Source organism: Burkholderia guangdongensis (assembly GCF_013403875.1).
Lineage (GTDB): Bacteria > Pseudomonadota > Gammaproteobacteria > Burkholderiales > Burkholderiaceae > Burkholderia > Burkholderia guangdongensis.
Genome location: NZ_JACBNX010000010.1, coordinates 31,009 through 56,516, shown reverse-complemented (window position 1 = coordinate 56,516; position 25,508 = coordinate 31,009). Strand labels below are relative to the sequence as shown.

22 protein-coding genes are annotated in these 25,508 nt (G+C 67.3%); 13 read left to right on the top strand and 9 right to left on the bottom strand.

The features are described 5' to 3' along the window. Positions 1 to 10 precede the first annotated feature (10 nt). Both HZI36_RS11455 and HZI36_RS11450 read right to left on the bottom strand, forming a co-directional pair. Positions 11 to 220: a hypothetical protein gene (locus HZI36_RS11455; RefSeq protein WP_179402765.1), complete on the bottom strand. Its 210-nt coding sequence runs from the start codon at positions 218 to 220 to the stop codon at positions 11 to 13. 113 nt (positions 221 to 333) lie between these two features. After that, a complete protein-coding gene (locus tag HZI36_RS11450) occupies positions 334 to 1,833 on the bottom strand; it encodes a peptide MFS transporter (protein ID WP_179402764.1) in 1,500 nt (499 codons plus the stop codon). 321 nt (positions 1,834 to 2,154) lie between these two features. Between HZI36_RS11450 and HZI36_RS11445 the strand changes: the two genes are divergently transcribed. From HZI36_RS11445 to HZI36_RS11415, 7 genes are all read left to right on the top strand, one after another. Further along, positions 2,155 to 2,745 carry a cupin domain-containing protein gene (locus HZI36_RS11445; RefSeq protein ID WP_179402763.1) on the top strand — a complete coding sequence of 197 codons (591 nt, stop codon included), beginning with the start codon at positions 2,155 to 2,157 and terminating at the stop codon, positions 2,743 to 2,745. A gap of 63 nt (positions 2,746 to 2,808) precedes the next feature. Next, a complete protein-coding gene (locus tag HZI36_RS11440; RefSeq protein ID WP_179402762.1) occupies positions 2,809 to 4,425 on the top strand; it encodes an ABC transporter substrate-binding protein in 1,617 nt (538 codons plus the stop codon). Between the two features lie 11 nt (positions 4,426 to 4,436). Then, the gene (locus HZI36_RS11435) at positions 4,437 to 5,375 is read left to right on the top strand and encodes an ABC transporter permease subunit (RefSeq protein WP_179402761.1); all 939 of its coding nucleotides are present in this window, start codon (positions 4,437 to 4,439) and stop codon (positions 5,373 to 5,375) included. Positions 5,376 to 5,388: 13 nt separating this feature from the next. Further along, positions 5,389 to 6,291, top strand: a complete 903-nt coding sequence (locus HZI36_RS11430) for an ABC transporter permease (RefSeq protein WP_179402760.1) — start codon at positions 5,389 to 5,391, stop codon at positions 6,289 to 6,291. 1 nt (position 6,292) lies between these two features. Further along, positions 6,293 to 7,282 (top strand): ABC transporter ATP-binding protein, encoded by a 990-nt coding sequence (locus tag HZI36_RS11425; protein WP_179402759.1) that lies wholly within the window; start codon positions 6,293 to 6,295, stop codon positions 7,280 to 7,282. Further along, entirely contained in the window at positions 7,279 to 8,301 is a 1,023-nt protein-coding gene (locus HZI36_RS11420; protein ID WP_179402758.1) for an ABC transporter ATP-binding protein, read from the top strand. Before HZI36_RS11425 ends, HZI36_RS11420 begins: the two co-directional genes overlap by 4 nt. Before the next feature lie 151 nt (positions 8,302 to 8,452). Beyond that, positions 8,453 to 9,949 carry an OprD family porin gene (locus tag HZI36_RS11415; protein ID WP_179402757.1) on the top strand — a complete coding sequence of 499 codons (1,497 nt, stop codon included), beginning with the start codon at positions 8,453 to 8,455 and terminating at the stop codon, positions 9,947 to 9,949. Between the two features lie 37 nt (positions 9,950 to 9,986). Here HZI36_RS11415 and HZI36_RS11410 read toward each other — a convergent pair whose 3' ends face one another. The 3 genes from HZI36_RS11410 to HZI36_RS11400 all read right to left on the bottom strand — a co-directional run bounded on the left by HZI36_RS11410 (position 9,987) and on the right by HZI36_RS11400 (position 13,006). Next, the gene (locus tag HZI36_RS11410; RefSeq protein ID WP_179402756.1) at positions 9,987 to 10,976 is read right to left on the bottom strand and encodes a DedA family protein/thiosulfate sulfurtransferase GlpE; all 990 of its coding nucleotides are present in this window, start codon (positions 10,974 to 10,976) and stop codon (positions 9,987 to 9,989) included. Between the two features lie 131 nt (positions 10,977 to 11,107). Continuing rightward, the gene (locus HZI36_RS11405; protein WP_179402755.1) at positions 11,108 to 11,377 is read right to left on the bottom strand and encodes a hypothetical protein; all 270 of its coding nucleotides are present in this window, start codon (positions 11,375 to 11,377) and stop codon (positions 11,108 to 11,110) included. A 225-nt stretch (positions 11,378 to 11,602) separates the two neighbouring features. Further along, the gene (locus HZI36_RS11400) at positions 11,603 to 13,006 is read right to left on the bottom strand and encodes a GntP family permease (RefSeq protein ID WP_179402754.1); all 1,404 of its coding nucleotides are present in this window, start codon (positions 13,004 to 13,006) and stop codon (positions 11,603 to 11,605) included. Positions 13,007 to 13,326: 320 nt separating this feature from the next. On the opposite strand from HZI36_RS11400, the gene HZI36_RS11395 reads away from it, so the two are divergent. The 4 genes from HZI36_RS11395 to HZI36_RS11380 all read left to right on the top strand — a co-directional run bounded on the left by HZI36_RS11395 (position 13,327) and on the right by HZI36_RS11380 (position 17,290). Next, positions 13,327 to 13,854 (top strand): BON domain-containing protein, encoded by a 528-nt coding sequence (locus tag HZI36_RS11395; protein ID WP_179402753.1) that lies wholly within the window; start codon positions 13,327 to 13,329, stop codon positions 13,852 to 13,854. A gap of 71 nt (positions 13,855 to 13,925) precedes the next feature. Beyond that, positions 13,926 to 14,201 (top strand): hypothetical protein, encoded by a 276-nt coding sequence (locus HZI36_RS11390; RefSeq protein ID WP_179402866.1) that lies wholly within the window; start codon positions 13,926 to 13,928, stop codon positions 14,199 to 14,201. Positions 14,202 to 14,303: 102 nt separating this feature from the next. Beyond that, on the top strand, positions 14,304 to 14,591 hold the full coding sequence (locus HZI36_RS11385; RefSeq protein WP_179402752.1) for an H-NS histone family protein: 288 nt from the start codon (positions 14,304 to 14,306) through the stop codon (positions 14,589 to 14,591). A gap of 338 nt (positions 14,592 to 14,929) precedes the next feature. Further along, positions 14,930 to 17,290, top strand: coding sequence for a GNAT family N-acetyltransferase (locus HZI36_RS11380; RefSeq protein ID WP_179402751.1), 2,361 nt, complete (start codon positions 14,930 to 14,932; stop codon positions 17,288 to 17,290). A 526-nt stretch (positions 17,291 to 17,816) separates the two neighbouring features. Here the strand turns inward: HZI36_RS11380 and HZI36_RS11375 are convergent. Both HZI36_RS11375 and HZI36_RS11370 read right to left on the bottom strand, forming a co-directional pair. Beyond that, positions 17,817 to 18,368 carry a hypothetical protein gene (locus HZI36_RS11375; RefSeq protein WP_179402750.1) on the bottom strand — a complete coding sequence of 184 codons (552 nt, stop codon included), beginning with the start codon at positions 18,366 to 18,368 and terminating at the stop codon, positions 17,817 to 17,819. A 66-nt stretch (positions 18,369 to 18,434) separates the two neighbouring features. After that, positions 18,435 to 19,256 carry an IclR family transcriptional regulator gene (locus tag HZI36_RS11370; protein ID WP_179402749.1) on the bottom strand — a complete coding sequence of 274 codons (822 nt, stop codon included), beginning with the start codon at positions 19,254 to 19,256 and terminating at the stop codon, positions 18,435 to 18,437. Between the two features lie 587 nt (positions 19,257 to 19,843). Here HZI36_RS11370 and HZI36_RS11365 point away from each other — a divergent pair. Further along, positions 19,844 to 20,692, top strand: a complete 849-nt coding sequence (locus HZI36_RS11365; protein WP_179402748.1) for an ureidoglycolate lyase — start codon at positions 19,844 to 19,846, stop codon at positions 20,690 to 20,692. 72 nt (positions 20,693 to 20,764) lie between these two features. On the opposite strand, the gene HZI36_RS11360 is transcribed toward HZI36_RS11365, so the two are convergent. Together HZI36_RS11360 and prpR are read right to left on the bottom strand one after the other, a co-directional pair. Next, positions 20,765 to 22,138 (bottom strand): alkaline phosphatase family protein, encoded by a 1,374-nt coding sequence (locus HZI36_RS11360; protein ID WP_343050109.1) that lies wholly within the window; start codon positions 22,136 to 22,138, stop codon positions 20,765 to 20,767. Positions 22,139 to 22,335: 197 nt separating this feature from the next. Then, positions 22,336 to 24,399 (bottom strand): propionate catabolism operon regulatory protein PrpR, encoded by a 2,064-nt coding sequence (gene prpR, locus HZI36_RS11355; protein WP_179402746.1) that lies wholly within the window; start codon positions 24,397 to 24,399, stop codon positions 22,336 to 22,338. Positions 24,400 to 24,571: 172 nt separating this feature from the next. Here prpR and prpB point away from each other — a divergent pair, with 172 nt between their 5' ends. After that, a complete protein-coding gene (prpB, locus tag HZI36_RS11350; protein ID WP_179402745.1) occupies positions 24,572 to 25,462 on the top strand; it encodes a methylisocitrate lyase in 891 nt (296 codons plus the stop codon). Positions 25,463 to 25,508 lie beyond the last annotated feature (46 nt).

Below are 25,508 nucleotides of genomic sequence, written 5' to 3'. Positions count from 1 at the left end.
TCGGGCGGATTCAGCGAGGTGAGCGGATACGGGAGCCGGGCGTCGCGGACGACTCGTCCTGCGAGCCTTCGCCGTCGTCCTCGTCGAGTTCCGGGTCGCGCGGTTCCTTCAGCGCGCGGTCGATTTCGGCGGCGGCCCGTGCGGCGCGCAACGCGGTGCAGCGCTGGGCGTGACGGATGTCGGCGAGCATACGCAAGATGCGCATTGTTCGATTCTTCATGGAACTCTCCCTGCGAATGCACGCCTTGTGCCGAGGCGTGATTCCAGTGTAGGACGGCGTTGCGCCGTCCGCAGGGACTGTGTGGGCGGCGCAACGCCGCCCGAGGGAAACTACTAGGCGGCGAGCACGAGCGCTTCGCGCTCCTCCGCACAGCCGAGGTGCTGGCGCGACAGCTTGCGCATCAGCGGCAGCAGCAGCAGCGCGATCACCATCCCGCCCGCCGCGAGCCAGCCGAGCCCTTCGAACAGCTGCGTGTAGAGCGGCAGCGACTGCGCGGCGTCGAGCTCGTGCGACGGCATCTGCGCGAAGTTCGCGACGACGCTGCCGAGATACTGCGACACGCCGGTCGCGACGAAGTACGCGCCCATCATGAAGCCGCTCATCCGCGCGGGCACGTAGCGCGCGATCATCGCGAGGCCGAGGCCGCTGACGAGCAGCTCGCCGAGCGAGTAGAAGCCGTAGCCCCACACCATGAACCACGACGACACCCGGCCGTCGACCGCGAAGCGTCCGCTGCTCGCGAACACGAGGAAGCCGGCCGCGACGGTGCCGAAGCCGAGCGCGTATTTCGCGGCGACGGGCAGATCGTGGCCGCGCTTCGCGAGCGCGTTGTAGATCACGACGAGGACCGGGCTCAGCACCATGATCCAGATCGGGTTCAGCGCCTGGAACTGCGCGGCGTTCCACGTGAACAGCGTATGGCCGAACACGATGAAGCGCGGATCGACGTTGCGCAGCGCGAACAACGTCAGCGACGTCGACATCTGCACGTAGAAGATGAAGAACAGGATCACCTGCGCGACGAGCACGAGTGCCGCGATCAGGCCCGCACGCTCCGCGCGCTCGGCCTTCGCGATCATGTACACGAAGATCGCGAGGATCGCGATCGCGGCGGTCCACACGCTCGCGACCGCGAGCGCCTTGTGCTCGAGCACGTGGGTCGTGACGAGCGCGAGCGCCGCGCCGCCCGCGACGACGCCGGCGAGGCGGCGCCACTGCACCGGCTCGCGGTCCGGCTGCGAGCCGATGTGCGCGAGCGTGCGGTGCATCAGCGCGAAGTTCAGGATGCCGAGCGCCATGCCCGCGCAGCAGACCGCGAACGCCGCGTGCCAGCCCCAGTGATCCTTGATCCACGGCGTCGCGAGGATCGACGCGGTCGAGCCGATGTTGACGGCCATGTAGTAGATCGTGAACGCGCTGTCGATACGCGCGTCGTCGCCTTCGTAGATCCGGCGCACGAGGTTCGCGGCGTTCGCCTTGAAGAGCCCGTTGCCGACGACGATCACGCCGAGCGACGCGTACAGATACGCGAGGCTGTCGTTCGGCAGCGCGAGCATCAGGTAGCCGGCGCAGAGCACGATGGCGCCGTAGCGCATCGTGCGGCGCGTGCCGAGGATCTTGTCGCCGATCCAGCCGCCGATCGATGGCGACGCGTAGACGAGCGCGGTGAACGCGCCCCAGGTCAGGTTCGCGCGGCCGTCGGCGAAGCCGAGCTTGTCGACCATGAACAGCACGAGGAGCGCGGCCATGCCGTAATAGCCGAAGCGCTCCCACATTTCGATGAGGAAGACCGTCGTGAACGATCGGGTTTGCGATACAGGTTGCATTGTCAATCTCGGGTTAAGGCGGTGCGTGACGTCCGCACCACATAGGGAAATCCCTTGTTTAGTAGAAGTCCTCTGGATCGTCTGCCTTGTGGGCCATTTGTAAAGATGCGCGTGCGCATCCGTTGCCGACTCGCGCAAAGCCGCATGCAGCCGGCCTGTGAGGGCGATGAGTCTGGCAAGATAGCGCGTTGATCCGGGCGTCTCGGGCGGCGTCGGCTGTGCCGAAGGTGCCGGCGACGACGCTCGAAAACCGCAAGACTAAGCGATATTGTTCTAACTTAGTTACTTCCCATCAAACTTTTTTTGACGATCAATTTTCGGCCTGCTATGGTTCGCTCCACTGAAAACACGCGGTCGGCCGATGCCGTCGACGCAGCCGTTGCGCTGGGCGGCAAGATTCGCGCGTTGCGCCAGCGTCTGAAGCGCACGCTCGACGAGACGGCCACGGCCGCGGGTATTTCGAAGCCGTTTCTGTCGCAAGTCGAGCGCGGGCTCGCGTCGCCGTCGCTGACGTCGCTGGCCGGCATCGCGCAGGCGCTCGGCGTGACGGTGCAGTATTTCGTCGATACGCCGAGCGAGGAGCGTTCGGTGTGCCGCGGCGATCAGCTGCGCTTTTTCGGGTTCGCCGATTCGGCCAACCTGTTCGCGCGGCTGACGAACGTGTCGGAAGGGCGTCAGCTCGAGTCGATTCTCGTGCGGATGCCGCCGGGGCAGAAACGCTCGGAAGTGACGACGCATGCGGGTGAGGAATTCCTGTATGTGATCGAAGGGGAAGTGTCGCTGACGCTGGAGGGCAAGTCGTTCGTCCTGCACGCCGGCGACAGCGCGCATTACCAGTCGACGGTCCCGCACAGCTGGGCCAACACCGCGAAGATCGAGTCGGTGGTGGTCTGGGTCGGAACGCCGAGGCTGTTCTAGGAAACGGATATTCCTTCGTGTTCGCGATGGAATATCCATCGTGCGACAAGTAAGGAATACTAAGTGAAAACTCTGCATGCCTATGCGGCCGTGCTGGCCGCGCTCGCCCTCGCGAATACGCAAACCGCGTCCGCTGTCACGGTTCCGTCGAACGTCGCGCTCGCCGCGCAGCAGGACCTGACGCGCCAGGTGCCTGCCGAAGTCGAATCGCTCGATCCCGCGCACATCGAGTCGTGGACGGGCAACACGATCGGCCTCGACCTGTTCGAAGGCCTCGCGCGCATCGACGCGGCCGGTCAGGTCGTGCCCGGCGTCGCGCTGTCGTGGGAGCGCAAGACGCCGACCACGTGGATCTTCAAGCTGCGCCGCGACGCGAAGTGGAGCAACGGCCAGCCGGTGACGGCCGCCGATTTCGTCTATTCGTGGCAGCGTCTCGTCGATCCGAAGACGGGTTCGAAGTACACGATCCTCGTCGAGTTCGTGAAGAACTCGAAGCAGATCATCGCGGGCAAGGCGGCGCCGTCGACGCTCGGCGTGCGCGCGGTCGACCCGACCACGCTCGAGGTGACGACCGACGTGCCGGTCGCGTTCTTTCCCGAGCTGACCGCGATGGCGCCGCTCGCGCCGGTCAACAAAGACGCCGTCGCGAAGTTCGGCGACACGTGGACGCGCCCGCAGAACATCGTCAGCAACGGCGCGTACCAGCTCGTCGACTGGCAGCCGAACAACCGCATCGTGATCTCGAAGGACGCGAAGTACTGGAACGCGTCGAAGGTCGTGATCAACAAGGTCACGTACCTGCCGATCGAGAGCGACGAGACCGCGATGCGCATGTATCAGGCCGGCCAGATCGACTACAGCTACTCGATTCCGGCCGGCATCTTCCAGCAGGTCAGCAAGCAGTTCGGCGGCGAGCTGCGTCCGGGCCTGCAGCTCGCGACGTACTACTACTATCTGAACAACAACGACCCGGCGCTGAAGGACAAGCGCGTGCGTGAGGCGCTGTCGATGGTGCTCGATCGCGACGTGCTGACGTCCAAGCTCACGCAGGCCGGCGAGAAGCCGATGTACGGGCTGATGCCGAGCGGCACGAAGGGCGTGCGGACGTACACGCCGGAGTGGGCGGCGTGGCCGATGGCCAGGCGCGTCGACTACGCGAAGAACCTGCTGAAGCAGGCCGGCTATTCGGACGCGAAGCCGCTGTCGTTCACGCTGACGTACAACACGAACGACCTGCACAAGAAGGTCGCGCTGTTCACCGCATCCGAGTGGCGCACGAAGCTCGGCGTCGACACGAAGCTCGAGAACGTCGAGTTCAAGGTGCTGATGAAGGAGCGTCACGACGGCAAGGTGCAGATCGCGCGCGACGGCTGGTTCGCCGACTACAACGACGCGATGACGTTCTTCGACCTGCTGCGCTGCGGCAGCGCGCAGAACACGGTCGCGTACTGCAATCCGAAGGTCGACGCGCTCGTCGACGAAGGCAACCAGAAGCTCGACGACCACGCACGCGACGCGCTGCTCACGCAGGCGTTCGATCTCGCGATGAACGATACGCCGATGGTCCCGCTGTTCCAGTACTCGGCCGACCGTCTCGTGAAGCCGTACGTCGGCGGCTACACGCTGACGAACGTGATCGACATGCGCGCGTCGCAGGACATGTACCTGATCAAGCACTGAGCGGAGCAAGCATGCTGGCCTACGCACTGAGACGCACGTTGTGGGCGGTGCCGACGATCCTCGCGGTCGTCACCGTCTGCTATCTGCTGCTGCACTTCACGCCGGGCGGTCCGTTCGATACGGAAAAGCAGCTGTCCGCCGCGACGATCGCGAACCTGAACGCGAAGTATCACCTCGATGCACCGCTGTGGAAGCAGTACCTGCTGTATCTGGATGCGCTGCTGCACGGCGATCTCGGCCCGTCGTTCCGCTACGTGGACTGGTCGGTGAACGATCTCGTGAAGAAGGCGCTGCCGGTGAGTCTCGGCGTGGGCGGCGTGTCGATTCCGATCTCGATCGGGTTCGGTGTGCTGCTCGGCACCGTCGCCGCGGTGCGCCGCGACAGCGCGATCGATCGTTTCGTGATGCTGATCGGCAACTTCGGCAACGTCGTGCCGCCGTTCGTGCTCGGGCCGGTGCTCGTGTGGATCTTCGCGATCCTGCTGAAGACGTCGGCCGGCAACGGCTGGCTGCCCGCGGGCGGCTGGGGCGACGGCGGCTGGCAGTACCGGCTGCTGCCGATCGTGCTGCTGACGCTCATCAACGTATCGCTGCTCGCGCGCGTGATGCGCGGCTCGATGATCGAGACGCTGTCGAGCAACTATATCCGCACCGCGCGTGCGAAAGGGTTGCCGGGCGCGACGATCGTGCTGCGCCATGCGCTGAAGCCCGCGCTGATGCCGGTCGTGTCGCTGTTCGGCACGATCTGCATCTCGTCGATCACGGCGGCCGTCGTCACCGAGTCGGTGTTCGCGCTGCCGGGACTCGGGCAGCTCGTCGTCAACGGCGCGATCAATCGCGACTACACGCTCGTGCTCGGCCTCGTCGTGCTGACGACCGTCGTCGCGGTGCTGTTCAACCTGCTGGTCGACCTCGCATATGCGTGGCTCGATCCGCGCATCCGTTATTGAGCGACGCGAATCCATGACGCCTACCCTGCCTTCCGTCGACCTGCCCGCGCAGGCCGACACGCCGCCGCGCTCGCGCACGCCGTTCGCGCTCGCGATGGCCCGCTTCCTGCACAACCGCGCGGCGGTCGTGAGCCTCGTGCTGCTCGCCGCGATCGCGCTCGCATGCTTCATCGGCCCGTGGCTGTTGCCGAGCGATCCGACCGCGAGCGACTGGTCCGCGATCAGCCTTGCGCCGACCCGCGCGGGGATGCACTGGTTCGGTACCGACGAGCTCGGCCGCGACCTGCTCGTGCGCACGCTGATCGGCGGGCGCGTGTCGCTCGACGTTGGCCTGCTCGGCGCGCTCGTGTCGGGGCTGATCGGCGTCGCGTGGGGCGCGACCGCGGGCTTCGCCGGCGGCCGTGTCGACGCGGCGATGATGCGCGTCGTCGACATGATGTACGCGATTCCGTATCTGCTGATCGCGATCCTGATGATGACGCTGTTCGGCCGCTCGTTCGTGCTCGTCGTGCTGACGATCAGCGCGTTCTCGTGGCTCGACATGGCGCGTGTCGTGCGCGGCCAGACGCTGTCGCTGCGCAACCGCGAGTTCGTCGACGCGGCGCGCGCGATCGGCGTGTCGCCGGCGTCGATCGTGCTGCGGCACATCGTGCCGAATCTGCTCGGCGTCGTCGTGGTGTACGCAACCGTCACGGTGCCGTCGATCGTGCTGACCGAATCGGTGCTGTCGTTCCTCGGCCTCGGCGTGCAGGAGCCGATGACGAGCTGGGGCGTGCTGATCCAGGACGGCGCGCAGAAGCTCGAATCGATGCCGTGGCTGCTGCTCGCGCCGGCGACGATGCTCTGCGTGACGCTCTACTGCGTGAACTTCATCGGCGATGGCTTGCGCGATGCACTCGATCCGAAGGACCGTTGAAATGCCTTTACTCGAAGTCGAAAACCTCGGCGTGCGATTCGCACGCAAGGACGCGCCGCCGATCGACGCGGTCAGCGGCGTGTCGTTCCACCTCGAAGCGGGGAAGACGCTCGGCATCGTCGGCGAATCCGGCTCGGGCAAGAGCCAGACCGTGATGGCGCTGCTCGGCCTGCTCGCCGCGAACGGCTCGACGAGCGGCGCCGCGCGCTATCGCGGCCAGGATCTGCTCGCGATGAACGCGCGCGCGCTGAATGCGGTGCGCGGCGACCGGATCGCGATGATCTTCCAGGATCCGATGACGTCGCTGAATCCGTTCCTGACGATCGAACGGCAGATGACTGAAAGCCTGCAACTGCATCGCAAGCTGTCGCGCCGGGAGGCGACGAAGCGCGCGATCGACGCGCTCGAATCGGTTCGGATTCCCGATGCCGCGCGGCGCATCCGCATGTATCCGCACGAGTTTTCCGGCGGGATGCGGCAGCGCGTGATGATCGCGATGGCGCTGCTGTCGGAGCCCGAAGTCCTGATCGCCGACGAGCCGACGACCGCGCTCGACGTGACCGTGCAGGCGCAGATCATCGATCTGTTGCGCGAGCTGAACCGCGAGCGCGGCACCGCGATCGTGCTGATCACGCACGACATGGGCGTCGTCGCAGGACTCGCGGACGACGTGATGGTGATGTACGCGGGCCGCACCGTCGAATACGCGCCGGCCGAATCGATTTTCGCGGCGCCGTCGCATCCGTACACGATCGGGTTGCTGAATGCGCTGCCGCGCCTGACCGACGCGGACGACGCGCCGCTCGTCGCGATTCCGGGCAATCCGCCGTTGCCGGGCCTCGCGCTCGGCGGTTGCGCGTTCGCGCAGCGCTGCGGTTATGCGCAGCACGCGTGCCGCGCCGAGCGTCCGGTGCTGCAGACGTACGGTGCGGCCGGCGCGGTGCGCGCGTGCCACCGTCCGGTGAACGACATGACGGGAGGGCTGCGATGAGCGTCATCGATCTCGACAATGAAGCATCGACGGGCGGCGAATCGCTGCTGTCGGTTCAGGATCTGAAAGTGCAATTCCGCGTGCCGCTCGGCGCCTATCCGTGGTCGCCGAAGGGCACGCTGCGCGCGGTCGACGGCGTGTCGTTCGACGTGAAGCGCGGCGAGACCGTCGGCCTCGTCGGCGAATCGGGCTGCGGGAAATCGACGCTCGCGCGCGCGCTGATCGGCCTCGTGCCGATGACGAGCGGCGCCGTGCGCTGGCGCGGGCAGGCCGTCGCGCCCGATCATCTGCGCGGCACCGCGATGCGGCGCGAAGTGCAGATGATCTTCCAGGATCCGCTTGCGTCGCTCGATCCGCGGATGACGATCGAGCAGATCGTCGCGGAGCCGCTCGTCACGCATCAGCCCGGCATCGGCCGCGCCGAGGTGCGCCGCCGCGTGCTCGCGATGCTCGAACGCGTCGGGCTCAACGCCCATCATTTGCTTCGCTATCCGCATGAATTCTCCGGTGGCCAGTGCCAGCGCGTCGGCATCGCGCGCGCACTGATCGCGGAGCCGAAGCTCGTGATCTGCGACGAACCGGTGTCGGCGCTCGACGTGTCGATTCAGGCGCAGATCGTCAATCTGCTGCGCGACCTGCAGCGCGACCTGTCGCTGTCCTATCTGTTCGTCGCGCACGATCTCGCGGTCGTGAAGGCGATCAGCCAGCGCGTGCTCGTGATGTATCTCGGCCGCGTAATGGAGTTCGGCGCGCGGCACGACGTGTATCACACGCCGCGGCATCCGTACACGCAGGCGCTGCTCGACGCGGCGCCGACGCCGGAGCCGGCGCGCGAACGCGCGCGCAAGCCGATGCTGCTGTCGGGCGAGATGCCTTCGCCGCTCAGCCCGCCGTCGGGCTGCGCGTTCCGCACACGCTGCCCGATCGCGATCGACGCGTGCGCGACCGGCGTGCCGTTGCCGGTCGTCCGGCACGGATCGCCGGCACGCGTCGCGTGCATTCGCGCGGGCGCGGCCTGACGCGTCGATTTTTGGGTTTGGCAGCAAAACGTGCGGCGCGAACGATCTTCGCGCCGCGGGGAAGGGCATGCCCGTAACCGGGCTGCCCGGGGTGGCGCCGGACGCGGATCGCGACCGCCGGCGTCGACGTCAACAGAAGAAGAGAACCGTAATGAAAAAACACCATTCGATCCGGAAGGTTTCGAAAACGATGCTGCTGGCCTGGGGACTGCCGGCACTCGCGAGCGCGGCACTTCCCGGCGTCGTCTTCGCCGACGAGCCGGTGCCGCTGACGATCGCGCAAGCGGCCCCGGTATCGGGCACGACGGCCGGTGCGACAGCCGGCGCCGCCGCCGGCACGACGGTCGCGCAGGACACGACGAACGCGGTGATCGGCGCGGAAGCCACGCAAGCCGTCACGCCGCCCGAGACGGTGTCGAGCCAGTCGAAGTCGCGCGGCCTGATCGCCGACAGCCATCTGGATTTCCTGTTCCGCAACTACGCGGACGTGCTCGACATGAAGGGGGGCCCGCACCGGCACGCGTGGGTGCAGGGCGTGATGGCGAACTTCGAGTCCGGCTACACGACGGGTCTGATCGGCCTCGGCTTCGACGCGTCGCTGTACGCGGCGCTGAAGCTCGACGGCGGCGCGGGCGCGGGCAGCATGGTGCACATCGCGAAAGGCGGCGGCGGTTCGGATCAGCTCGCGTGGGCGTATCCCGGCATCTACGACGTGAAGGCGCGGATCTCGAACACGGTGGTCAAGTACGGTCTGCAGGCCGTCGACAACCCGTTCCTCGAACAGCACGACAACCGCGCGCTGCCGCCGACGTTCCTCGGCAGCACGATCGTCAGCAACGAATTCAAGAACGTGATGCTCGAGGCCGGCAGCTTCACGAAGGTCGACGCGCGCGGCCACACGACGCTCACGAACCTGACGACGTCGTACGGCGGCACGCGCGTCGATCGCCTGACGTACGCGGGCGGCACGTGGGACTACTCGCCGAACGGCGAGCTGTCGCTGTACGCGGATCAGGCCGACGACGTCTGGCGCCAGTACTACGGATCGGTCAAGCAGAGCATCGGCAGCGCGCAGTCGGTCAAGTGGACGGGCTTCGCGAACCTCTACTCGACGCACGACACCGGCGACGCGCGCCAGGGCAAGATCGACAACAACGCGTACAGCCTGTCGCTGTCCGCGCAGCACGGCCCGCACGAGCTGCTGCTCGGCTACCAGCAGATCCTCGGCGACCAGTTCTTCGACTACCTGAACGAGACGAACGGGATCTTCCTCGTGAACTCGATGGACGTCGACTACAACGCGCCGCACGAAAAATCGCTGCAGCTGCGCTACACGTTCTACGGCAAGGAAGCGGGCCTGCCCGGCTTCAAGGCGATGCTGTGGGGCGTGACCGGCTGGGGCGCCGACGCGAGCGCGGGCGCGGCGGCGGATCCGACGCAATCGAGCATCTACTGGAAGGACGGCGCGCCGGTGCAGGGGCGCCACCACGAGTTCGGCTTCATCCCGTCGTACACGATCCAGGGCGGCCGGTTCAAGGACACGAAGGTCACGTTCATCGCGATGTGGCACGCCGGGTCCGCGCATTACTCGGACAGCACGAACCGCGAATTCCGTCTTGTCGTGAACGTGCCGGTGAAGGCTTTCTGAATTCGCGCGGCGCGCGTTGCTTCGGCGACGGATCGGGTCAGGCGGTTTTCGGGGTGCCGACGATCGCGCCGGCCGGCGGGGCGTCGCTCGCGAGCGACGCCAGCGTGCGGCCGGTGTCGCGCCATGCGTCGAGGCCGCCGCGCAGCGCGAGCGCGTCGATGAAGCCTGCGTTCTGCAGGCGCTTCGCCATCAGCGCGGCCGACACCTCGTTCGGGCACGAGCAGTAGATGACGAACTTCTGCGTGACCGGATAGCGCGCGACGATGTCGCTGATGTGACGTTCGTCCGCGAATTCCGCGCCGGGAATCGAGAACGGATCGACCTTGCGGAGCTCGGCGGAACGCACGTCGAGAATCACCGGCAGGGGCTCGGCGTTCAGCAGCGCGTCGAGCTCGTCGACGCCGATCCGCGCGCTCGAGAGCTGACGGATCAGCGCGCGGCGGCGCATCCAGCGCACGGCCGCGTAGGCGGCGAGCAGCGCGACGATGACGACGAGCACCGCGCGGCCGAGCTGGCTCGCGCCGGCGAACAGCCAGTCGATCTGCTGATGAAACACGAACCCGGCCAGCAGGCAGCAGACCGTCCAGAGCGCCGCGCCGAGCGCGTCGTAGCCGGCGAACGTGCGGTAGCGCGTGCCGAGCGCGCCCGCCATCGGCACGGACACGAGCGACAGCCCAGGAATGAAGCGGGCGACCGCGAGCACGCGCACGCCGTAGCGGCCGAAGAAGCGCTCGGTCTTTTTCACGCAACTGTCACGCGACAGCGACAGCCGGCAGATCGTCCTCAGCGTCGTGCCACCGTAGCGGCGGCCGGCGGTGTACCAGACGGAGTCGCCGATCAGTGCCGCGACGACGGACAGCCCGATCGCCGCCGCGAGCGGCGCGCCGATCAGCGCCGGGTGCAGCGCGACCATCGCGCCGAACAGCACGACCGTCGGCAGCGCGGGCACGGGCAGGCCGAGCGCGGATGCGAGCACGTTGACGAAGACGAGAAGCGGCCCGTACTGAGCGATGAGATCACGAAGCATGGCGTTCGGGTAAGCCGGATGCGCACGGGAAGATGAAGATGGGCCGATTATCGGCCATTTTCAAGAGGATGGTGGGAAGGGGGGATGGCGGTGAGCGCGCGCATCGCGCGCGGCTCACCGGTGAAGCGGATTCAGGTGGTGCTGCGCGCGAGCGACGCGGCGCCGTGGTTCTCGCCGGGCAATTCGGCGCCGTGCGAGCGGATCGCCGCGATCAGCTCGGCGGGCGTGATTTCATAGCGAATCTCACGATGAATGCCGGGCTTGCGCTCATCGATCTCGATCAGCAGCACGCTCTTGCCGTCGCTCGTTGCTTCCAGCCGAAGCGAGCGCAACTCGCGGCCGTCGGCCGGGTCGTGTTCGGTGAGCAGGGTCATTGCCCCGGATGAGCCGGTAGTGCGCATCGAACCTATCCTCGTGTCGTCAATACGAAATGTCGTTTTGCGAACTGCTGTGAAAGAGTGTAACGCGAACCGGCGGTGAATACGGAGCATTTTCATGCGCCGCGAATTCAGCGTGGCGCCGGCGATCCGTCAGAGGGTTCACGCCGGACGGGCGGGCTTCGGGAGGCTTGCCCGGCCGGCCGGGTGCGGATCCGTTGAACGCGGGCCGGCGGCGCAAGCCAATCGTCAGACGAGTCCGGTCGCGTAATAGACGGCGATCACGAAGAATACCGCGAGCGTCTTGATCGCCGTCACCGCGAAGATGTCGCGGTACGACTCGCGGTGCGTGAGGCCCGTCACCGCGAGCAGCGTGATCACGGCGCCGTTGTGCGGCAGCGTGTCCATCCCGCCGCTCGCCATCGCGACGACGCGGTGCAGCACGTCCATCGGAATGTTGGCGGCCTGCGCGGCCTTCACGAACGTGTCCGACATCGCACCGAGCGCGATGCTCATCCCGCCGGACGCCGATCCGGTGATGCCGGCGAGCGAGCTGACGGATACCGCCGCGTTGACGAGCGGGTTCGGGATGCTCCTGAGCGCGTCGCCGACGACGAGAAAGCCCGGCAGCGCGGCGATCACGCCGCCGAAGCCGTACTCGGACGCGGTATTCATCGATGCGAGCAGCGCGCCGCCGATCGCCGCCTTCGAGCCGGCCGCGAAGCGGTCGCTGACGCGCCGGTACGCGGTGGCGGCGACGAGCAGGATGCCGAGCAGCAGCGCGGCCTCGACCGACCAGATCGCGACGACGGTCTTGATCGACGTCGTGACCGGTGTGTGCACGCCGGGCAGCACGTCGGGCGTGACCGTGTACGACGCGGTGCCGTACCACGCCGGGATCAGCCGTGTGAGCGCGAAGTTCGCGACGCCGACGACGACGAGCGGCGCGATCGCGAGCGCGGGATGCGGCAGCGACTGCGTTTCGACGCGCTCCGGCTCGTTGACGAGCGACGTGCCGTAGCCTTCGCCGCGTGCCATCGCGGCGCGGCGGCGCCACTCGAGATACGCGAGCCCGACGATGACGATGAACACGGAGCCGATCGTGCCGAGCGCGGGCGCGGCCCACGCGGTGGTCTTGAAGAACGTGGTCGGGATGATGTTCTGGATCTGCGGCGTGCCGGGCAGCGAATCCATCGTGAACGAGAACGCGCCGAGCGCGATCGCGCCGGGCATCAGGCGCTTCGGGATGTTGCTCTGCCGGTACAGCTCGGCCGCGAACGGATAGACCGCGAACACGACGACGAACAGCGACACGCCGCCGTAGGTGAGGAGTGCGCAGACCGCGACGATCACCGCATTCGCGCGCGAGCGGCCGATGTAGCGGATCGCCGCGTGCACGATCGACTCGGAGAAGCCGGACAGCTCGATCACCTTGCCGAACACCGCGCCGAGCATGAAGACCGGGAAATAGAGCTTCACGAAGCCGACCATCTTCTCCATGAAGATGCCGGAGAACACCGGCGCGACGGCCGCCGGGTCGGTCATGAGCACCGCGCCGAGCGCGGCGATCGGCGCGAACAGGATCACACTGTAGCCGCGATACGCGGCGAACATCAGGAACGCCAGAGCGGCGAGAACGATCACGAAAGACACGGCAATCTCCGGTGGCCAGGGTTGTCGTTCGGTCGTGCGGGCGGCGTGCCGCGCTGCGGACCGGCTCGGCAATGTTCAGCGGATTGGATTCTACAGAAAATATGTGACGACACGAGATGCGTTATCCGAATGGATAGGTCGGATGCGTATTCCGATTGATTTCGACTCCAGTATTTCCGGATGTTCAAGAATTTGAAAATGCCGTGCGGGGTAATTTGCTTCGATCGCGATATCGCGTATAACGATAAAAATTATCGATGCTGTCATTTCGCGCGGTTAAGCATTTTTGCGTCGGGCGGCGCGAGTGGAAGGAGGGCACGATGACGCGAGCCCGCGTCGCCGGATGGCTGCTGCTGACGCTTGCCGGGCCCGTATTCGCGCAGGCGGATGCGTCGGGCACGCAGGCGGAGCGGCGCAACTGGTACGGCGATCCGTTCTTCGCGCTGTCGCACGACGTCGCTGATTGTCCGCTACCGCTCGGGCCCTGGATGACGCGTGCCGAGATGCGGGACGACGCGCATTACCGCGTCGAGCGCGGCACGACCTGCTGGCTCGCGCATCGCTGCACGAAGCCGAATTCGTATTTGTACGACGCGCCGATCGCCGAAGCGGCGAAAGCGCATTTCGCGGGCGATAGGCGGCTCGCCGGCACGAGCATCTGGCTCACCGTACAGCGGCGATTCATTTACGCGGAAGGTTGCGCGAATCCGTCGTTCGATCGCGATGCGTTGCGGCGTGGGCTCGAGGCGCTGCCCGACGTCGAGCAGGTTTTCATACGCATTACAGACGATCCGCACAGGACGCTGCCATACAGGATCCGCGCCCGGCCGGAGCGGGCGCCGGATTGACCTGCGCGTGGCCCCGCATGGCATACTCGCGAAGTTTCGAAACGGGATGGGCGGAAAAGACAATGAAGCAAATGCCTGATTGGGCCCGCCGGCGGCGCAATGGAGTGTTGCGGACAGTCGGGTTGATTGCTTTAATAGCGGGGCTCGGCGGCTGTGGGGGTAGCGCACCGCTCTTTACGTCGGACGGTCGGTCCACCACGCTCGTGCAGTGCACGGGCGATTCGTGGAACGACTGCACGGCCAATGCACAATCGATTTGCAATGGCGATATCGACGTGATTCAGCGTTCGGCCGACGGCAACGTGCGAAGTCTTCTCTTTGCATGCAAGAAAAAAAGTGGATATTGATGAATCGATTGCAGGGCGCGATAGCCGAGAGCCGCAAAAGGTACTATCCCATTTGCTTCGAGTCACCTATTTTTCATAAATAACCGACGGAGTCCCATCCATATGGCGACCTACAGGCAACTGACAGCGCAACTCGAAAAGCTTCAGCAAAAGATCGATAAGGAACGCGAAAAGGCGGTGACCGACGCGATTGCCGAGATCAGGGCCAAAATCGAGGAATTCGACATTACGCCGGAAGAACTCGGTTTTCGCACGGCGGCCCCGGCCAGGCCGAAGCGTCCGTTGCCGCCGAAATACCTGAATCCGAAAACCGGCGATACATGGAGTGGCCGCGGCCGCGCGCCGGCGTGGCTCGGCAAGAATCGCACGCGTTTCCTGATCCAGGACTGACTCCCGAAAAACCTCACCTTCGATGCGCTGACTGACGGTGCGTACGGCCCAACGGCCGTCGCACCGTTTTGTTTGCGTGCATGCGCGGCGCGGGCCCGATGGGCCAGCCGCTCTATTCCCGAATGTCCTCACCTCGACTCCTGTAAGTCCTCACCTTTGCCGGCCCCGCGTGCCGCATGGCGCACGAAATCATCATGCGCCGCCCGAGCGGTGCCGGATAGCTGGCCGTTCGGCATATAGGCAGTCGAACGGCGTTCGCCTATGCTTGGTATTCGCGTCGACCGGGCTCTGGTTCGCGAGGCCGAGACCGAATTTTCCCTTCACCGTGTGGAGCCGATGTGACCGTTCGCCATCTCGATGCGCTGTTCCAGCCCAAATCCGTTGCGATCGTCGGCGCGTCGTCGCGCGAGCGCAGCATCGGCGCGATCGTGTGGTCGCGCGTGCTCGAGGGTGCATTCCAGGGCGCCGTGTGGCCGGTCAATCCGAAGTATCGCGAGCTCGACGGCCACAAGGTCGTGCCGGACGTCGACCGGTTGCCCGCGCCGCCGTCGGTCGCGATCGTCTGCACGCCGCCGGCCACGTGGCCGGGTATCGTGCGCAAGCTCGGCGGCCTGGGTGCGCGCGTCGCGGTGATCATCGGCGAGGTGCGCACGAGTGCGGATCGTGTCGCGCTCGATCGCGCGCTTGCCGCCGCAAAACCGTTCGTCCTCCGGATCGTCGGGCCGGCCAGCGTCGGCGTGCTGTCGCCGGGGCGGCACGCGCATTTCGGCGCGCAGGCGTTCCCGGTGCGCGCGGGCGGCGTCGCGTGGGTGTCGCAGTCGAACGCGCTGACGAACGCGGTGCTTGGCTGGGCGCATGCGCGCGGGCTGGGCTTCTCGCACGTCGTCGCGCTCGGCGGCGAGGCGGACGTCGATGCCGGCGACGTGCTCGATTACCTGGCGAGCGATCCGGGCACGCGCGCGATCCTGCTCGAGCTCGACACTGTGAAGTCCGCGCGCAAGTTCATGTCGGCCGCGCGCGCGGCGGCGCGCAACAAGCCGGTGCTCGCGCTGCGCACCGGCCGCACTGATCCGGGCGACGGGCTTTACACGGCCGCGTTTCAGCGCGCCGGCATGGTGCGCGTCGATGCGCTCGACGATCTGCTCGACGAGATCGAAACGCTCGGCGTCGGCCGCGTCGCGACGCGCGGCGCGGCGACGCTCGTGACGAGCGACGTCGGCGTCGCGAAGCTCGCGGGCGATGCCGTCGTCGAGGTGCGCGACGTTCTCGCCGAGTGGCCGGCCGACGCGACGGCGGCCGTGTCGGCCGCGCTGCCGCATCTCGATGCGCCGGGCAATCCGCTGATACTTGGCGACACGGCGCGCCCCGAGCATTTCAGCGCCGCCATGCAGGCGCTCGCGCCGTTTTCGCAGACGGGCACGCTGTTCGTCGTGCATTCGACGTCGCACAGCGCGCCGGCTCACGAAGTCGCGCGCGTGTTGATCGAGTCGCGCAAGCATGCGCATCGCGGCGTGCTCGCCTGTTTCTTCGGCGTGGTCGATGAGAACACGCGCGACGCGCTGCATGCGAGCGGCATCCCCGTGTACACGACGCCGCAGCGGATGGCGCGCGCGTATGCGCGACTCGTCGACTACAGCCTCGGGCGCGAATTGCTGATGCAGACGCCGGAGGGCACGTCGCTGCAGCCGGCGGAAGCGGTAACGGCCGCGCAGGACGCCGCGCGCGGCATGCTCGAAGCGGGGCGGCACGAGCTCGCGGGGGAGGCGGCCGCGCAATGGCTCGCGCATTTCGGTCTGCAAACCGCGGCGTCTTCGTGCGACGAAATCGACGCGGCCATCGTCGATGTCGCGATCGACATGCACGACGACGCGAACTTCGGCCCGGTCTTTCGCTACGTGGCGCCGGCCGTCGACGGCGTGTCTGCGCCGTACGTCGTCTACGGGCTGCCGCCGATGAATACGGTGCTCGCGCGCGTGGCGCTGCAGCGCTCGCCTTATGCGCGCCGTGTATCGGTCGAGCCGGTGCTGGCGGCGCTGACCGCGCTGTCACAGGTGGTTTGCGAAGTGCGCGAGGTCGTCGCGCTGTCGCTGAAGCTGCGCGTGCTGCCCGAGCACGCGCTCGTGGTCGAGCCTCGTCTCACGTTCGCGGCGGGGCGCAGCCGGCTCGCGATCGTTCCGTATCCGCGCCGGCTCGAACAAGCGCTCGACTGGCATGGCGAAACGATGGTCGTCCGCCCGATCCGTCCGGAGGACGAGGCCGCGCACAACGAGCTGATCGGCGCAATGACGCAGGACGATCTGCGGATGCGTTTCTTCGGCGCGGTGCGCGGCTTCGATCACTCCCAACTCGCCCGCATGACGCAGATCGATTACGACCGGGAAATGGCACTCATCGCGACGGTGACCGACCCGGACGAGCGCTCGCATACGCTCGGTGTCGTGCGCGCGGTCACCGACCCGGATAACGACGAGACGGAGTTCGCGATCGCGATCCGTGCCGACCAGAAAGGCAAGGGGCTCGGCCGGATGCTGATGGCGCGGATCATCGACTACGCGCGTTCGCGCGGTACCGCGTGGATGGTCGGCGAAGCGCTGCGCGAAAACGCGCCGATGATTTCGCTCGCGAAGGCGTGCGGCTTCGAAGTCATGCCGACGGAGGAGCCGAGCGTCGTGGGCTTCCGGATGAAGCTGCAGCCCTGACATAAGGTGACGTGACGTGACGTGACGCGGCGGCGCCTTGGCGCGTTTGTGCGAATGCGATGCATGGGCCCGCTGTCGGGCCGCGTCGAAAGTGAGCTTTTGCGGGAAGTGCCGGTGAGCCTTTGCGGGACGGCAAGGTGAGCGTTTCCGGGGCGCGGCGGTGAGGGTTTCCGGGGAGCCCGGGTGAGTCTTTCCAGGACGCTTCGGTGAGCCTCTGCGGGAAGCGCCGGTGAGGCTCTCCGGGAGCGCGCGGTGAGACTCTTCGGGAGCCGTCATTGCGGCGTTGCAGGAGCCATCGATGCGGCTTTGCGGGAGCCATCGGTGCGGCCGTTGCAGGACCCATCGGTGAGGCCTTGCGGGAGGCGCGGGTGAGTTCTTTCGGGACAGGCCGGGGAGCCTTTTCGGGATGGGCTGGTGAGCTTTTTCGGGAGCTGCCCGGGAACGTGCCCCCGGGCAGCTCCGCGCGCATCGCGCCGCCGTCGCGAATCGCGCGACGGCGATACACGATCGATGTCGCGCGATTCGCTTATGCGGCGAGCTTCGTTGCCGCGTCGGCGATCTGCTCGCGCGAGATCGCGAGTTCGTCGAGGTGCGTATCCGCATAGACGGCGCCCGTTTCGAGCTCGAGCCGGGCGATCGTCAGCGCGCAGCGGGCGGCATCCTTCGGCATCGCGATGAAGCGCCTGACGGATTCGCCTGCCTTGAATGCGTCGAACAGCGCGGCGCGGACGTTGTCCGGCAACGTCTTCGTCCATTGATACGGCTTGCCGTTGAACGTGATCGACGGCGGCAGTGCGCGCTCCTTCTTCGTGGCCGTGATCAGCCCGTACGTGCGGGCCGCGTCGCCGATCTGCTCGGGCGAGAACAGCTCGTCCGGCGTGATGTCGAATTGCGCGATGTAGGCTTCGATCGCCTGCATCGCCGACGCGCGGTCGTCGCGCTTCTTCTGCGCGCGCGCGACGATGTCGCGCAACTCGTCCGCCTCGTCGGGCGTGATCGTGAAGCTCGCCTGCTTCTGCTGAAGTTCGGAAAAGCGCTGGAATTCGAGATCGGTCAGAAGTTTGGCCATGACATCCATGAGACGCGCCCGCCGCTGCGGCCGGCGGGCGTTGTTTTTGAGGGGCCGCTATTCTAGCCCGGTTCGTCAATTCGCCGCGGCGTGGCGCATCGACAGCGTGGTCGCCGTGTCGTGCAGGCGCTCGGCGACCGTCTCGATCGTCGGCGCGATGTGCGTGTCGATCCGGCGGATGTAAGGGCAGGTGAGCGCCGCGATCGCATGGCCGGCCGGGCCGAGGATCGGGAACGTCACGTCGGTGACGCCGAACGCCTGGCGGCTCTCCTGGCGCAGGAAGCCCGCGGCGCGGATCGACTGGCATGCGCGCGCGAGCTCCTGTTCGTCGAGCGCGGCCTCGCCCTTGACCCGGCGATGCTCGAGCAGCATGTGCGCACGCTGCTCGGAGGTCTGGAACGCCAGCATCACGCGGCCCGACGCGGTATCGACGAGCCCGACGCGCGAGCCGAGCCGGACCGACACACCCCACGGGCCCGGGCCGTCGATCTGCGCGATCACGAGCAGATTGCCGCGGTCATAGACGGACAGGTGGCACGACTGCTCGGCCACGTCCGCGAAGCGCTGCATCGGCGGCAGCGCTTCCGTGATCAGCCGGTTCATCGGCGGATGCCGGTGCGCAAGCGCGAACAGCTTCAGGCTCAGCGTGTAGCGGTCGCCGCCCGGCGAGCGCGTCACGTAGCGGCGCGCGACGAGGCGCTCGAGCATCCGGTAGATTTCGCTCGCGTTGCGGCCGAGCTCCTTCGTGATTTCCGTGCGGGTGAGCCCTTCCTTCTGCTCGGCCAGCAACTCGAGGATGTCGAGCCCCTTGTCGAGCGCGGGCGCGCGATAGCGTTCGATCTCGCCGTCGTCTTCCAGGGCATCGTGCGCGGAGCGCGAATCTCGCATCATGTCCATCGGGGGTGCATCTCGTCATTGGAAAGAGGGAAAGCGCTGCGGACCGGCTCACCGATCGCACCGCGCCGGGCGCCGCTTGTCTGCCGGCGAACGCGGATCGATCGAGCATGATAATAAACGAGCGATGTTCAATGCAGATTCGATCCGGCTGATTCCTGCCCAACCAAAACGCCTGTCGTGCGATTTCCGATGACAAACATGGCGGATTTGTGAATGTTTTGGCAGTACCGGTCGCGGTTCGGCCATTCGAGGTGGCCGATCGACATTTTTGCGCTGCCGGAACGGAGGGCGGGGCGGCTCGCCGCTCGCCCGTGCGCGCGCCGCGCTGCCCGATGCTGCACCGCAGCGTCAGCGTGCGCTGCAATAGTCGTTATGCGACGGCCGTCATTTCATGTCGGGCGCCCGGGTGGTACAAAGCTCGACAGGCAAGTGCGCCACCGATCGCCGTGTTCGGCGATCGGTGGCGCGCCGTCCGCGATGCGCATGACAGGAGCGCGCCCGGACGCCGCCGGAGATCCGGCTCGGGCACGGCGTCGCAGGATGCCGCGTCGATATCCTGTCGCAATCGATGAGAGAGGTGGAGTTCGATGAAACTGCTTCGTTATGGCCCGCATGGCCAGGAAAAACCCGGCCTGCTCGACGCGCAAGGGCGGATTCGCGATCTGTCGGCGCACGTGCCCGATCTCGCCGGCGACGTGTTGTCCGACGCCGGGCTCGCGCGCCTGCGCACGCTCGATCCCGCCACGCTGCCGCTGGTGCCCGGCGAGCCGCGCATCGGGCCGTGCGTCGGCCGGGTCGGCAAGTTCATCGGCATCGGCCTGAACTATGTGGACCACGCGGCCGAGACCGGGCAGCCGGTGCCGACCGAGCCCATCGTGTTCGGCAAGTGGACGAGCTGCATCTGCGGGCCGGACGACGGCATCGAGATTCCGAAGGATTCGAAGAAGACCGACTGGGAAGTCGAACTCGGCGTCGTGATCGGTGCCGCGTGCAAGAACGTCGACGAGGCGAGCGCGCTCGATTACGTCGCCGGCTACTGCGTCGTCAACGACGTGACCGAGCGCGAATGGCAGCTCGAGCACGGCACGCAGTGGGACAAGGGCAAGGGCTTCGACACGTTCGGCCCGATCGGCCCGTGGCTGGTCACGCGCGACGACGTGCCGGATCCGCAGCAGCTCGATCTGTGGCTCGAAGTCGACGGTCATCGCTATCAGAGCGGCAACACGCGCACGATGGTCTTCACGGTCGCGCAGCTGGTCGCGTATCTGTCGCGCATCATGACGCTGCAGCCCGGCGACGTGATCTCGACCGGCACGCCGCCCGGCGTCGGGATGGGCATCAAGCCCGCACCGGTGTTCCTGAAGCCGGGGCAAACCGTGCGGCTCGGCATCGCCGGGCTCGGCGAGCAGTTGCAGGCCACCCGCGCGGCCGGCTGACGGCCGCATCCGGCCGCATCCGGCTGAAGGCGGGCAGCCGGCCGCGTGCCGCGCCGCCCGCCCACCCGCTGACTAATTCGACTGCTGCTGCTGGAAGAAATCGACCGCGTGCTGCCGCGTGGTCATCGTCTTCAGCGTGGCGGCCGGATCCAGTCCGGCCTGCCGCGCGGCGCCCGTCACGAGACTCTTCTGCAGGTCGTTCAGCGGCAGCGTCGTCGCAGGCTCGACGAACGTCGCCGCGGGCGCGTCGACGTCGGGCAGATCGGTGCGCGGCGCGTCGAGCGTCAGCACTGGCGCGAGCGTCGGTGCTTGCGCGATGCGCTGGCTCTTCAGCATCTTGTCGGCAGGAATGCCGAGCCAGTCGCGCAGCGTAGCGAGGATCGACGTGTGATCGTACGGCGTCGCCGTCGGCGACCGGAACACCGTGCCCGACGCGATGTACGGCGACACGACGACGGCCGGCACGCGCACGCCGAAGCGGTCGAAGCCGAAGTTCTGGTCGCCGGGCGCGCTCGCGGAGTCCGGCGGCGCCGCGTTGCCGGGCGGCACCACGTGATCGAAGCAGCCGCCGTGCTCGTCGAACGTAACGACGAGCATCGTCTCCTTCCATCGTGGCGACGTGCTGACGGCCGTCCAGATCTGATGCAGGAACGCATCGGCCGCGCGCACGTCGTGCGGCGGATGCATGTCGTTCGCGCCGGCGAGGAAGCTCGGCTCGATGAACGAATACTGCGGTAGCGTGCCGGTTGCGCATGCGTCGACGAATGCTGGAAAACCCTTGAAGTTCGGGTTTCCCCACAGTTTCGGAAACATCACGCCCGTGAGCGGCGGCGCGATTACCGTGTCGTGATAGACGGCCCAGCTTGCGCCCACCGCGCTCAGCACGTTGAAGATCGTCGGCACGTCCCAGTCGAGTGGGTCGGGCGGACTGCCGTTGTCGACGTGACCGTTCGACGTGCCAGCGTGCACGAACGCACGGTTCGGCCAAGTCTGGCTCGGCACCGACGCGAACCACGCGTCCGACACCGCGTACGCGCGTGCGAGCGTCGCGAGCACAGGCAGTTGGGCCACGCTGTAGCACTGCATCACCTGCGTCGGGTCGGTCGTCGCCGTCGTTTCGTAGTTCCTGACGAAATCCTGCATCGGCGCCGGCGTGCCGTTGCCGTTCGGGCCGAGCAACTGCTGCGTGACGTTCACGAAGGTTTCCTGAGGATCGACGTCCGGCGTTGTGTAGCTCGCAGCGGATTGCGTCACATGGACCGGCACGCCGGCATGCGTCGGATTGATCATCGACGGATCGACGCCGTCGAACTTCGGCGGGCTGTCCGGCGGCAGCACGACGTTCGGCGCCGCGCCGTCGTAGAGCCAGCCTAGCATCGTATCGAACGAGCGGTTCTCGAACATGACGACGACGATGTGCTTGACGTTCGGAAGAATGGTCGGCACGGCAAGTCCCCCGGTTATTGTCGTCGGGACGCCATCGGCGCGGCACGGGCGCCGGATGCGCGTGGAGCGGTCTTTCTCTTGCGATCGCCCGGGGAGTATAGGCGTTGCGCGGCGATTTGCGAGGCGGGGAGCGCAATGTTGGCCATTCGGACGGCCATGCGGACCGGCGCGGCGAAAGCGCCGTCCACCGCCGTCCTTCAGCGCGCGTCCGGCTTGCGCTTGCCTGTCGCACCGTCCGCCGCGAGCTTGCGCCACAGCGTCGTCTTGCTGATGCCGAGCATCGCGCACGCGCGATCGCGGTCGCCGTCGCATGCGTCGAGCGCCGCGCGGATCTCGTCCGCTTCCGCGCGACGGCGGCGTGCATGCAGCGTCCGCCCATCGTCGGGACTGTCGGGGCCGTCGGGATCGTCGGGTTCGTTGCCGGCGCCGGACGGCACCGCGAACAGCTCGGGCGCGATCACGCGCAGCGCATCCGGGTCGAGCGCCGGCATCGGCTCGTCGTCGACGCCCGACGCGTTCGCGCCGCCGTCGTCCGCGTCCTCGGCGAGTTCCACCGCGATCCGCTCGATCACGTTCTGCAGCTCGCGCACGTTGCCGGGCCAGCGGTAGCGCATCAGCACCGCGTCGGCCGGCGCGAGCACGCGCGCGGCTTCGCCTGTGTCGCGCAGCCGGTCCGCGAGCCGCTGCTCGCGCCGCGCCGCCTGCGTGAGCAGCGCCGCCGCGAGCGCCGGAATGTCGGCCGCGCGCTCGCGCAGCGGCGGCAGCCCGATGTTCAGGATGTTGAGCCGGTAGTAGAGATCCGCGCGGAACGTGCCCGCCTCGACCGCCGCGAACAGCGGCCGGTGCGTCGCCGCGATCACGCGCACGTCGATCCGGATCGGCTCGGTCGACCCGAGTCGCACGACCTCGCGCTCCTGCAGCACGCGCAGCAGCCGGCTCTGCAGCGACGGCGGCATCTCGCCGATCTCGTCGAGAAACAGCGTGCCGCGATGCGCGGTTTCGAACAGCCCCGGCTTGCCGCCGCGCCGCGCGCCGGTGAACGCGCCTTCGTCGTAGCCGAACAGCTCGCTTTCGAGCAGCGCCTCCGGAAACGCGCCGCAGTTCACCGCGACGAACGGATAGCGCCGCCGCGCGGACAGCGCATGCAGGCTTTGCGCGATCATCTCCTTGCCGGTGCCGCTCTCGCCGAGCACGAGCACGGTCGCGTCCGATTTCGCGTAGCGGCGCACGCGCTCGCGCACGCGCGCGACCGCCGCCGACGCGCCGATCACGTCGTCGAGCGTGTAGCGCGCGGCGAACTGCTGCGTCTGCGGCTGCGAGCGCAGCGCGCGGTCGAGCCGTTCGACCGCGCGCGATTCCTGGAACGTCAGCACGCTGCCCGATGTGACGCCGCGATCGACGAGCGGCCCGCGATGCACGACGTAGCGCACGCCGCGCACGGTCGCGAGCGCGTCGCCGTCGTCGGCGCGCAGCGTGCGCAGGTCGGGCGTCAGCTCGGCGAGCGCGCGGCCGACCGCGTCGGCCGGCGCGACGCCGAGCGCGAGCGCGAGCCGTTCGTTGATCGCCTCGACGCGCCCCTGCGCATCGAGCGCGACGACGCCGTCGCGCAGCTGCTGCAGCAGGTTGTCGAGCCGCTGGCGGCGCAGCGCCTCCGCGTGCGTCGCGTACGCGACTTCGAGCGCGGTGTCGAACGCCGCGCGCAGCGACGCGTGCGAGTACAGGAACACCGCGCCCATGCCGGCGCTCGCCGCGAGATCGGTCACGAGGCCTGGGCCGACGACGGTTTCGATCCCGCGGTCGCGCAGGTCGTGCACGCAGTTTTCCGCTTCCTGCGCGGACTGATATGACGCAAACTCCACGTCGAGGCCGTACGCGGCGATGAAGCGGCGCACCTCGGGCGGCGTGTCGCCGACGCTGACGAGCGCGATGCGCGACGCGTCGCGCCGCGCGCGGGCGAGTGCGTGCATCACGTCGAAGCCGGTCGGCGTGACGAGCACGACGGGCATCGGCGCACGCGTTTTCAGATAGCTGCCGTTCGAGCCGGCGGCGACGATCACGTCGGGCCGTGCGTCGCCGGCCGCCGCGATCGCGGAGAGCGCTTCCTCGAAGCCGCGCGCGACGACCCGCAGGTCCGCGCGCTCCTCGTATTCGCCGGCGACTTCGCGAAAGAGGGCACGCAGCCGGCTGATGCCCATTGCCCAGATGCGGGGCCGGATCGCGCGTCCGGCGGGGTCGCGCGGCTTGATCGAGGTGATGTCCATGATCGCCGATTATGCGCGTGCGATTTCATTTTTGGAATCGATGATTTCCAAAATGAAATCGTCTGATGGTCGGCCCGCGCCGCGGGACGCTTAAGAATCAGGGGTTTAGCGCATTTGCACGAGCTGGCCCGGTAATTGCTGTTTAACGTCCGTTCCATTGAGGAGACGGTTCATGAGCAATCAAATCACGAGCGCGGGCGCGAAGTTCCGCGCGGCAGTCGCGGCGGAGCAGCCGCTGCAGGTCGTCGGCGCGATCACCGCGTACGCGGCGAAGATGGCCGAGGCGGTCGGCTTCAAGGCCGTCTACCTGTCGGGTGGCGGCGTCGCCGCGAACTCGCTCGGCATTCCGGACCTCGGGATCAGCACGATGGAAGACGTGCTGATCGACGCGAACCGGATCACGAATGCGACGTCGCTGCCGCTGCTCGTCGACATCGATACCGGCTGGGGCGGCGCGTTCAACATCGCGCGCACGGTCAAGTCGTTCATCAAGGCAGGGGTCGCTGCCGTGCATCTGGAAGACCAGGTCGGCCAGAAGCGTTGCGGCCACCGGCCGGGCAAGGAAGTCGTGCCGACCGAAGAGATGGTCGATCGCGTGAAAGCCGCGGTCGACGCGCGCACCGACGACCAGTTCGTGATCATGGCGCGCACCGACGCGGCCGCGGCCGAAGGGATCGACGCGGCGATCGAGCGCGCGGTCGCTTACGTCGAGGCGGGCGCGGACATGATCTTCCCCGAGGCGATGAAGTCGCTCGACGACTACAAGCGCTTCCGCGCGGCCGTCAAGGTGCCGATCCTCGCGAACCTGACCGAGTTCGGTTCGACGCCTTTGTTTACACTCGACGAGCTGCGCACGGCGGACGTCGACATCGCGCTGTATTGTTGCGGTGCGTATCGCGCGATGAACAAGGCGGCGCTGAACTTCTACGAGACGCTGCGCCGCGACGGCACGCAGAAGGCGGCCGTGCCGACGATGCAGACGCGCGCCGAACTCTACGACTACCTCGGCTACCACGCGTACGAACAGAAGCTCGATGCGCTGTTCGCGCAAGGCAAGAAGTGACGTGCGCGCGAGCGCACCGGCATGACATTGGAATACAGGAGAGCAT

Coding starts and splice junctions, on each gene's coding strand:
- HZI36_RS11390 (WP_179402866.1), top strand. CDS start 13,926: ATGCCTGATTGGGCCCGCCGGCGGCGCAATGGAGTGTTGCGGACAGTC.
- HZI36_RS11415 (WP_179402757.1), top strand. CDS start 8,453: ATGAAAAAACACCATTCGATCCGGAAGGTTTCGAAAACGATGCTGCTG.
- HZI36_RS11430 (WP_179402760.1), top strand. CDS start 5,389: ATGACGCCTACCCTGCCTTCCGTCGACCTGCCCGCGCAGGCCGACACG.
- HZI36_RS11445 (WP_179402763.1), top strand. CDS start 2,155: ATGGTTCGCTCCACTGAAAACACGCGGTCGGCCGATGCCGTCGACGCA.
- prpB (WP_179402745.1), top strand. CDS start 24,572: ATGAGCAATCAAATCACGAGCGCGGGCGCGAAGTTCCGCGCGGCAGTC.
- HZI36_RS11410 (WP_179402756.1), bottom strand. CDS start 10,976: ATGCTTCGTGATCTCATCGCTCAGTACGGGCCGCTTCTCGTCTTCGTC.
- HZI36_RS11385 (WP_179402752.1), top strand. CDS start 14,304: ATGGCGACCTACAGGCAACTGACAGCGCAACTCGAAAAGCTTCAGCAA.
- HZI36_RS11425 (WP_179402759.1), top strand. CDS start 6,293: ATGCCTTTACTCGAAGTCGAAAACCTCGGCGTGCGATTCGCACGCAAG.
- HZI36_RS11370 (WP_179402749.1), bottom strand. CDS start 19,256: ATGGACATGATGCGAGATTCGCGCTCCGCGCACGATGCCCTGGAAGAC.
- HZI36_RS11455 (WP_179402765.1), bottom strand. CDS start 220: ATGAAGAATCGAACAATGCGCATCTTGCGTATGCTCGCCGACATCCGT.
- HZI36_RS11420 (WP_179402758.1), top strand. CDS start 7,279: ATGAGCGTCATCGATCTCGACAATGAAGCATCGACGGGCGGCGAATCG.
- HZI36_RS11435 (WP_179402761.1), top strand. CDS start 4,437: ATGCTGGCCTACGCACTGAGACGCACGTTGTGGGCGGTGCCGACGATC.
- HZI36_RS11375 (WP_179402750.1), bottom strand. CDS start 18,368: ATGGATGTCATGGCCAAACTTCTGACCGATCTCGAATTCCAGCGCTTT.
- HZI36_RS11405 (WP_179402755.1), bottom strand. CDS start 11,377: ATGCGCACTACCGGCTCATCCGGGGCAATGACCCTGCTCACCGAACAC.
- HZI36_RS11395 (WP_179402753.1), top strand. CDS start 13,327: ATGACGCGAGCCCGCGTCGCCGGATGGCTGCTGCTGACGCTTGCCGGG.
- HZI36_RS11365 (WP_179402748.1), top strand. CDS start 19,844: ATGAAACTGCTTCGTTATGGCCCGCATGGCCAGGAAAAACCCGGCCTG.
- prpR (WP_179402746.1), bottom strand. CDS start 24,399: ATGGACATCACCTCGATCAAGCCGCGCGACCCCGCCGGACGCGCGATC.